At 48.6% G+C, this 9484-nt stretch carries 8 protein-coding genes; 1 reads left to right on the forward strand and 7 read right to left on the reverse strand.

What is annotated here, in order from left to right:
* Nucleotides 1-136 precede the first annotated feature (136 nt).
* The 7 genes from VIM87_RS28925 to purD all read right to left on the reverse strand — a co-directional run bounded on the left by VIM87_RS28925 (nt 137) and on the right by purD (nt 7857).
* On the reverse strand, nt 137-355 hold the full coding sequence (locus tag VIM87_RS28925; RefSeq protein ID WP_332000350.1) for a hypothetical protein: 219 nt from the start codon (nt 353-355) through the stop codon (nt 137-139).
* Nucleotides 356-405: 50 nt separating this feature from the next.
* Nucleotides 406-1692: a rod shape-determining protein RodA gene (gene rodA, locus VIM87_RS28930; protein WP_332000351.1), complete on the reverse strand. Its 1287-nt coding sequence runs from the start codon at nt 1690-1692 to the stop codon at nt 406-408.
* Nucleotides 1693-1696: 4 nt separating this feature from the next.
* Entirely contained in the window at nt 1697-3652 is a 1956-nt protein-coding gene (gene mrdA, locus VIM87_RS28935; RefSeq protein WP_332000352.1) for a penicillin-binding protein 2, read from the reverse strand.
* 124 nt (nt 3653-3776) lie between these two features.
* Nucleotides 3777-4286, reverse strand: coding sequence for a rod shape-determining protein MreD (locus tag VIM87_RS28940; protein WP_332000353.1), 510 nt, complete (start codon nt 4284-4286; stop codon nt 3777-3779).
* On the reverse strand, nt 4283-5185 hold the full coding sequence (mreC, locus tag VIM87_RS28945) for a rod shape-determining protein MreC (protein WP_332000354.1): 903 nt from the start codon (nt 5183-5185) through the stop codon (nt 4283-4285). The genes VIM87_RS28940 and mreC overlap by 4 nt, the downstream gene beginning before the upstream one ends.
* 118 nt (nt 5186-5303) lie before the next feature.
* Nucleotides 5304-6326 carry a rod shape-determining protein gene (locus VIM87_RS28950; protein WP_089906465.1) on the reverse strand — a complete coding sequence of 341 codons (1023 nt, stop codon included), beginning with the start codon at nt 6324-6326 and terminating at the stop codon, nt 5304-5306.
* Nucleotides 6327-6579: 253 nt separating this feature from the next.
* On the reverse strand, nt 6580-7857 hold the full coding sequence (gene purD / locus VIM87_RS28955; protein WP_332000355.1) for a phosphoribosylamine--glycine ligase: 1278 nt from the start codon (nt 7855-7857) through the stop codon (nt 6580-6582).
* 190 nt (nt 7858-8047) lie between these two features.
* On the opposite strand from purD, the gene VIM87_RS28960 reads away from it, so the two are divergent.
* Nucleotides 8048-9484: peptide MFS transporter (locus tag VIM87_RS28960; protein WP_332000356.1), on the forward strand; the 1437-nt coding region annotated here is incomplete at its 3' end.

Raw genomic sequence — 9484 nt, forward strand, 5'->3', positions numbered from 1 at the left:
ATCTCAGCGTATTCAAAAAGTATATCTTCTGTTATAATGAGGTCAAACCTGCCGGCTATTAAAGCCTGATATACTACATGGTAGGGCGATCTTGATGTAAGACACATCACCAGGATATTGCAGTCCAGTACAACCCTCACCCCTGCGTACTTTTTCTAAAATGCTCTGTTTTCCATTTCTCAAAAACCGCTACGCCATATCCCTTTTCATCAAAGGCTTTATCTGCTTCCCGGGTTACTTTATCAGACAAAAAAGCCAATAACAGGGACTTAATTTCTTTAAGGTCCTCCTCGCTTTGATTATACCTGAACAGTTTCAGGATCTCTAATTGCGTTTCATTTAATGCAGCACTCATATACCTCAAAATTTCTATCCTAAATTACGATTTTTTTTGAAGTATCCCCCCTACCGCAGCACCATCTGCCGGTCCGCATCCAAACGCAGCATAATAAATATCATCATAGTAAATGTCATCAGCGAGGAGCCGCCGTAACTTACCAGCGGTAACGGAATACCAATTACCGGCGCCAAACCAATGGTCATGGCAATATTAATAGCCAGGTGAAAGAAGATAACGCTGGCTACCCCATACGCATATACGCGGCTGAAGGTAGATCGCTGTCGTTCGGCTATGAAAATGATCCGCAGCAGCAGGGCTACAAAAATGCCCAGGAATATCAGGCTGCCCAGGAAACCAAAATCTTCCCCTATGGTACAGAAAATGAAGTCGGTGCTTTGTTCCGGCACAAAGTCAAAACGGGTTTGCGTGCCTTTCAGGTAACCTTTGCCAAAGAACCCGCCGGAGCCAATGGCAATCATACTTTGGCGGGTATTATAGGTAGCCTTGGGATCGTTCTCCTTACCCAGCATTACTTCAATACGGCGCACCTGGTAATCTTTCAGCACCTTGGTAAATGCAAAGGGTACGATGAACATTACAAATAAAGAGCAGAAGGCCCAGATACCCAGTATCAGCACCAGGCGGCCACGGCTGCGTTTTATTTCACGCCGGTTAAAATAGATCACCAGTGCGGCCAGCACAGAGAAAATGATAAAGAGGATATTCTTATCCACCAGCAGGGCGCTCAGCACCAGTATGATCCCTGAGAAGGCGATCACCAGCAAAGCGCCGGGCAGCCCTTCCCGGTACATTACCAGGAAAAAAGAGAAATACACCAGCGCCAAACCTGTTTCGTCCTGGAAAATGATGATAACAGCCGGTATCAGCGCAAAAGAGGCCGCTATCAGGCGGGAGCGCAGCTTATTAAAATCCGTTTCCAGCGAGGAAAGGTATTTGGCCAGCGCCAGGTTGGTGCACAGCTTCGTAAACTCTGCCGGCTGAAAGCGGAAACCGCCTATCACCAGCCAGGAGTGCGAGCCCTTTACATCCGTACCTATGGCCAGTACCAGCAAGAGCAGCAGCAGGCCAAAGGCATATAATATATTGGCTGTAGCCGTGAAGAACTTACTATCCGTTAACCATATAATCGTAGCCAGCACCAGCGAAACGCCAAACCATAACAGCTGGCGCGCATAGTTGGTGCTTTGGTGCATCACGTTATACCACACGTTATCCCCTTCCCGGTATTCCGCAGCAAATATGGACATCAGCCCTATTACTACCAGCGCCAGGTACAATCCCATAATGGGCCAGTCAATCCCTTGTGTAAGCTTTATCTGCCGGTCGCGCATATGATTAGTTACGGAAATAGTTAGAAAGAATCTGTTCGCTTGTCAGGTTAGCGGTAGCGCCGTTCAATGAATCCAGTTTAGACTTTGCTTTCAGCACCGGGTCTATAGTAACATAGTCCAGCATGGTTTTCATCATTGGTTTCTTCTTAATGGAAATGGTATCATGCAGGTACTTTTCCATCATCATACCGGCAATAGGTGCAGCATAGGTGCCTCCATAGCCGGAGTTCTCCACTATAACGGCAATGGCTATCTTAGGATTATCGCGGGGGGCAAAGGCTACAAAGAACGCGTGGTTCTTCATTTTCTTCAGCTCGCCGTTCACAATAGCATTGTTCTGGGCTGTACCGGTTTTACCGCAAACAATTACCCCTTCTATCTGGGAGTTGCGCCCGGTACCGCTTTCCACCACATCCTCCATACCCAGTATTACTGAGCGGTACACGGTATCCGTTACTTTGGCCACAGTATGCTTTTCCTTATATTTCTTCAGCAGGTCGGTATCATCATTATCGATGCTTTGCACAAAGTGCGGCAGGTAGTAGAATCCATGGTTGGCAATAATACACATGGCATTGGCCATTTGCATGGGCGTTACAGCTACTGCCCCCTGTCCCATACCTACATACAGCTCAGAGCAGGAGTTCCACTGGCCGTTGTAACGTTTGTTCATGCCAATGGTGTCAATGGCATAACCGGAGTATTCACCCGGTATATCAATACCCAGGCGGTGGCCCAGGCCAAAAGAGGTCATGTAATCATACCAGCGCTGGTGGCCTTTTTTCACGCTGCCCCATTTACGGCTGTCCACCTCCAGGCGGTACAGGTTCACAAAGTAAGAGTTGCAGGAGTGGGAAATGGCCAGGCGCAGGTTAGCGGCATGGCCGGCCTCACTATGCTCGCAGGCAATGGAGCGGCCGCAGGCTGTATAAGCGCCGTGGCAGGGATAACCGAAGCTGGGGGTAATGATGCCTTCATCCAGCGCTACCAGCGCGGTTAAAGGTTTCATGGACGATCCCGGGGGATAGGTACCCTGTATAGCACGGTTAAATAAAGGCTTGGTAGTATCTACAAAAAGTTTGCTGAAGTTGCGGGCGCGGTAAGAACCGGTAAGCAGGTTCGGGTCAAAGGTAGGGCTGCTTACCATGGCCAGTATGCCGCCGGTTTGCGGGTCAATGGCCACTACGCTGCCTATTTTATTACGCATCAGCCTTTCACCTAATACCTGCAGGTCTATATCCAGCGACAGGCGCAGGTTTTTCCCGGCAATAGCCGCTGTATCAAATTCCCCTTTTTCATACGCGCCCTGCGGGCGGTTCAGGTTATCTTTTACCAGGTACTGAATGCCGCGCTGGCCCATCAGCACACTTTCATAGTTCTTTTCCAGGCCGGTCATGCCCAGGTAGTCGCCCATCTGGTAAGCGCTATAGGCCGGTTTGGCCAACAGCTGCGGGGAAATTTCACCAATATAGCCCAGTATGTTAGCGGCGGCAGCATAAGGGTAAGAGCGGATCTGCCGCTGCACCAGCTCAAAGCCGGGCTGGAACAGGTACATGCTTTCCTGCAGGCGGCCGAATATTTCCGGGGGTAATAACGGCGCAAATACCGACTGGCGTACACGGCCATTCTTTACGATGGCGTTTACAATACGTTTTTTGAACTCTGCATTATCTATCTGCAGGATCTGGCAAAGGTAGGCGGTATCAATTTTTTTAACGCTGGCGGGGGTTACCACCAGGTCATACATCACATCGTTACGCAGCACGCTGCGGTTTTGCCGGTCAAAGATAATGCCCCTGCTGGGGTACACCACTTTGCGCAGTACTGCGTTGGCATCCGCAAGCTTGGAATATTTCTTTTCCACTACCTGCAAAAAGAATAACCTGGAAACGATGAGCAGCACCATTCCAAGTATGATCAACTGTATAACTCTTCTCCTGGGCTGATTATAAACGGACATCTAACTAAGCGTGAAGTGCACTACAAAATTGGTAATAAATTACGATTTATTTAATTACGAATTACGAATGATGGATAAGTGATCTTAAATTTTATACCATTTTTAACAACTGCGTAATGCGTAATTATTTTTTAGAAAAGAACAGCAGCTCGTACAAGACAATCAATACCAGGCTGGCTATGCTGGAAAACACGATCTTCAGCAGCAGGTATCCGAAGTTGCCAAAGCCAAACACCTCCAGGGTAAACAGCGCCATGTGATGCAGCACCACCAGTATGGATATGTAGGTCAGGAACTGGGATACACCCATGCTGATCATAGAGGGGGTTTTCATATTGGTTTCAAAGCCACCCTGGGGAGAAAGTATGTTAATGATAAACGGGCGCAGGTATGCCATAAATACACAGGCAAAAGCGTGAATGCCCATGGTGTTCATGAACATATCCAGGCTAAGGCCCATGAGCAATCCCAGCAGCATAACGGCCGGGCGGGGAATGTTAAAGGGCAGCAGCAGAATAAACAACATATACATTTCCAGGCTTACCAGCTGGTGCACCAGGATCTTGTTCAGCACAAATACCTGTAACAACAGTAACAGCACAAAGCGGATGATATTTCGTAATAAGATACTCATTTTGGCAGGCTGTAGGTTGAATCTTCCAATTGTTGTTGCTCGTCCTTTAACAGGTTATCGATCACGTACACGTATTGCAGGTTGTAAAAGTTGGTGGCCAGCTTAATGCGTATGCTGTAAGCGGTGCTGGATTTGTCGGAAACAGAGATCTCGTCAATATACCCAACAGGCACATTTTCCGGGAACAGGGAAGAAAAGCCGCTGGTAATAACGGTATCGCCCTTCTGCACCTTTACGCTCCGGGGCACATCCCGCATAATGGCATAACCGGGGTTGGCGCCATCCCAGTACACCGTACCGGTTTCCTTACCTTTAATCAAACGGGCGCTTACCCCAAAGTTGCTGGTAGCAGAGCCGGAGCTTTTAGCCAGCATAGACAGCACCACTGCATAGTTATCACTTACGCTGCGCACCATACCTACCACACCGGTAGGGCTTATAACGCCCATGTTAGGCCGTATGCCCTGCAGGCGGCCGCGGTGAATGGTAATGTAGTTCACCGGCCGGTTCACGGAGTTGTTGATCACCTTTGCCTCGCGGTATAAATAGCGGCGCATTTGCGTACCTACCACGCGGTGCAATGTATCATCACTGTAAAGGCGGATGGTATCTGTTACCACGGTGTTGCTGGTAAGCATGCTGTCAAAGCTGGAGCGCAGCAGGTTATGCAGGCGCGCATTCTCCGACACCAGGCTATCATTGGTGGCTTTTAAATGAAAGTAGTATTGTACATTATTGTAGCGGTCGTACAGCTTACCGCTTACATTGTTGGCAGAGTTGAGGTAGGCGGTTTTCTGAAAGTTATTATTCCGGAATACCAGCACAATACAAATCACTTCCAGCAGCAGAAATAAAAAGAAGTTGAAGTAACGCCTTAAGAAAATGATCAGATTACGCACCGTATAAAGTTTTCCAGATTCGGTCCATTTTTGAGCGAAAGGTATAATGTGAAACGTGAAGCGGGGCAGGTGAAGGGCGTGCGAAATATACTCTTCACCTGTCCATATTCACAAAAAGCTATTGCATCAGGAACGGATATTTACCAACATGCTTTAAGGCGATGCCGGTACCTCTTACCACGGCGCGCAGCGGATCGTCTGCTACATGCACAGGTAATTTGATCTTCTGGGTCAGGCGTTTATCCAACCCGCGCAGCAGGGCGCCGCCACCGGTCAGGTATAAGCCCCTGCGGTAAATATCTGCAGCCAGCTCCGGAGGCGTTGTTTCCAGCGCTTTCAGGATGGCTTCCTCAATTTTAAAAATGGATTTATCCAGCGCTTCAGCGATCTCCTGGTAAGAGACCATGATCTGCTTGGGGATACCGGTTACCAGGTCACGGCCGTTCACAGGCACATCATCCGGCGGATTATCCAGCTCCTTCAGGGCAGAGCCTATCTGGATCTTGATCTGCTCAGCGGTTCTTTCACCGATCAGCAAGCTGTGGTAGCGGCGCAGCGCTTCCATGATATCTGCCGTGAATTCATCACCGGCAATACGGATACTCTGGTCGCAAACGATACCGGCCAGGGCTATTACAGATATACCGGTGGTACCACCGCCTATGTCAATGATCATGTTACCCACGGGCTCTTCCACATCAATGCCAATACCCAGGGCTGCCGCCATAGGTTCATGAATGAGGAATACCTCTTTGGCGCCCGCCTGTTCGGCAGAGTCACGTACAGCACGTTTTTCCACTTCCGTAATACTGGAAGGGATACAGATGACCATGCGCCAGCTGGGGGAGAATAATGGTTTTTTGGGATAAACCAGTTTAATCATTTCACGGAGCATTCCTTCTGCCGCGTTAAAGTCCGCAATCACACCGTCTCTAAGGGGACGTATGGTACGCAGGTACTCATGCGTTTTCTCGTGCATCATCATGGCCTTTTTACCTACAGCCACAATTTTGCCGCTTGCTCTCTCTATTGCCACAATGGAAGGTTCATCCACCACTACCTGGTCATTGTGTATTATCAGCGTGTTCGCTGTGCCAAGGTCTATCGCTATTTCCTGCGTTAAAAAGTTAAAAAATCCCATTGTTTGATACGGTCAAATATTAGAGTGCAAAAATGATTAATTCCAACGAATATACGATGCAAAAATTGGATGTTAGAGCAATATACACTTAAATATTAAAAAATCTTATTTATTGTAGAGCGTGCATTGCTAACAGTTGCTCCAAGGACTGATCCGGTATAACGTTGTAAGCCTTGAAAAATTGTCTGAGTAATTAAAAATCAGTTGACTAGATCCGTGCTATCGTATCATTATATGACGTCTGGCGGCCTTATTACAGAAATTCAAATCCAATATCGTGGCGATAATACTTCCCTTCAAACTGAATGGTACCGGCGGTTTGCCTGGATTGCGCCAGTGCTTCGCCTAAGCTGTTGGCTAAAGATGTAACCGTTAATACCCGTCCTCCGTTCGTTAGCAGCTGCCCGTTCTGCTCTTTAGTACCGGCGTGGAATACCAGCTGGCCGGGCTGTTGCGCCGGCAAGTTAGTGATCACTTTTCCTTTTTCATAATCTTCCGGGTAGCCTTTTGAAACCAACATCACCGTAGCGGCGGCACGGGCATCTTCTTGAATAACCTGTGCAGCTAAAGTGCCTTCCTGTACGGCTTTGAACAGCGCTACCAGGTCGTTCTGCAAACGGGGCATTACTACCTCTGTTTCCGGATCGCCCATGCGGCAGTTGTATTCTATTACATAAGGATGGCCGCCAACACTGATCAATCCAAAGAAAATGAAACCGTGGTATACAATGCCTTCTGCGGCCAAACCGGCTACTGTAGGCTGTATGATCAGGGTTTCCACCTTTTGCATGAACTCCTTATCCGCAAACGGAACGGGCGATACAGCGCCCATGCCCCCGGTGTTTAAACCGGTATCGCCTTCGCCAATACGCTTATAGTCTTTGGCGGTAGGCAGCAGCTGGTAGCTATGCCCGTCTGTGATCACGAATACGGAACACTCAATACCGGTAAGGAACTGCTCTACCACCACACGTTTGCTGGCATCGCCAAACTTGGCGGCCTTGATCATGTGCGTGAATTCGGCAATGGCCTCCTCCGCAGAATTAACGATCACCACACCTTTGCCTGCTGCCAGCCCATCGGCTTTTATTACTATGGGCAGGCTATGCTGCTGCAGGTAAGCTACGCCTTCTGCATAGGTATCTTCATTAAACTCCCGGTAAGCAGCAGTAGGTATGTTATGCCGGAGCATAAACTGTTTAGCAAAAGCCTTGCTGCCTTCCAGCTGGGCGCCCAGCTGTGAAGGGCCTATTACGGGTATGTGCTGTAAAGCCGCGTCTGCCTTAAAGTAATCATAGATACCTTTTACCAGCGGCTCTTCAGAACCGGGTATCACCATATCTATCTGTTGCTGCAGGCAAAAGGCTTTCAGCTCATCCAGCGCGCTCACGGCAATGTTCACATTCTGCCCAAACTGCGCAGTACCGGCATTTCCCGGCGCTATGAACAATTGCCCGCATAAAGGGCTTCGTGCTATTTTCCAGGCCAGGGCATGTTCCCGGCCACCGCTACCTAGTAGTAATATCTTCATATTGGATTGCAGACCTGTAGATTTCCGGGAAATTGTAGTCCCAAAATTTTTGCAAAGAAAGGTCAAAAATTAACCAAACACACCATTTTTTTATGCAGAACCCTGAATTTCTTTATCTTGCCGCTTTACAATTCCATTACATAAACAACAAGACAGCCAAAACCTGACCTTTATGAGTCAACCTGCGGTTATGCAAGCACCTGTTATTCCTACTACCACAACACGAAAAGGACACCCGAAAGGGCTGGCAGTTTTATTCTCTGCTGAAATGTGGGAACGGTTCACTTTCTATGGAAACAGGGCGCTGCTCACACTTTTCCTGGTAAGCGCGCTGAATTTTACACAAGAAGATTCCTCTATTATATATGGCGGTTTTTTAGGCATGGGCTGGCTAACGGCCATCCTGGGCGGTTTTATAGCCGACCGTTACCTGGGTAACCGTACCTGTATACTTATTGGAGGCCTTACCATGTCGTTAGGACAGTTATTCATGTTCGGCAGCGGTATCCTGTATGCAACCGACCTGCCTACTGCCCGGCTTGTAATGTGGGCCGGCCTGGTAGTGCTGATACTAGGTAATGGTTTTTTTAAACCCAACATCTCCTCTATGGTGGGCCAGCTGTATCCCAAAAACGATAACCGCCTGGATTCTGCCTTCACCATTTTTTATATGGGTATTAACCTGGGCGCTTTGCTGGGTATTACCATCTGCCCCATACTGGGCGATATTAAGCATGCAGACGGCACCCGTGATGTAACTGCTTTTAAATGGGGTTTCCTGGCTGCCAGCATCGCCATGCTGGTGGGCACCATTATGTTCTACTTCCTGAAAGATAAATATGTAGTAAGCCCCGAAGGCAAGCCAGTGGGCACCAAGCCCAAAAAGCAGCACGAAATGGAGGGCGAAGCTGCCCAGGCGCAGTTCAGCACCCAGGCCGTTATTATTACCGTAATAGCGTTGCTGGTGCTGGTAGCTGCTTTTCACTGGCTGGTAGGCGTAAACGTGCTGTATGCTTTTATTTACAGTACGGGTATAGCCCTGGCGGGATTAATACTAAGCGATAAATCCCTTAACGGTGTAGAAAGGCAGCGCATCATTGTTATATACATCGTATCGTTCTTCGTGATCTTTTTCTGGGCTTGTTTTGAACAGGCCGGCTCCTCCCTCACCTTTGTAGCCGATCAGCAAACAGACCGTCACCTCTTTGGCTGGAACATGCCGCCCAGCCTCATACAAAATGCACAATCCCTTACCTTAATTATACTGGCCCTGCCTTTCAGCTGGCTGTGGCTGAAGCTGCAAAAGGTTAAAATGGATCCCGTAGCCCCGGTGAAACAGGCCATGGGCCTTTTTCTGCTGGCTGTAGGATATTATGTTATTGCCATGCAGGTTAAGAACCTGGGTAATGAAAAAATGGGCGTGATCTGGCTGATCGTGCTTTACACCTTCCACACAGTGGGCGAGCTGAGTGTATCCCCCATCGGCCTTTCACTGGTATCCAAGCTGGCGCCGCACCGTTTTACCTCCCTGCTCATGGGCGTGTTCTTTTTATCCAATGCCTCCGGTTATGCGCTGGCCGGCACTTTGGGCACCCTGTTACCACCTACCGGCGAAAAATTTGAGATA

It is taken from the genome of Chitinophaga sp., assembly GCF_036569125.1.
GTDB lineage: Bacteria > Bacteroidota > Bacteroidia > Chitinophagales > Chitinophagaceae > Chitinophaga.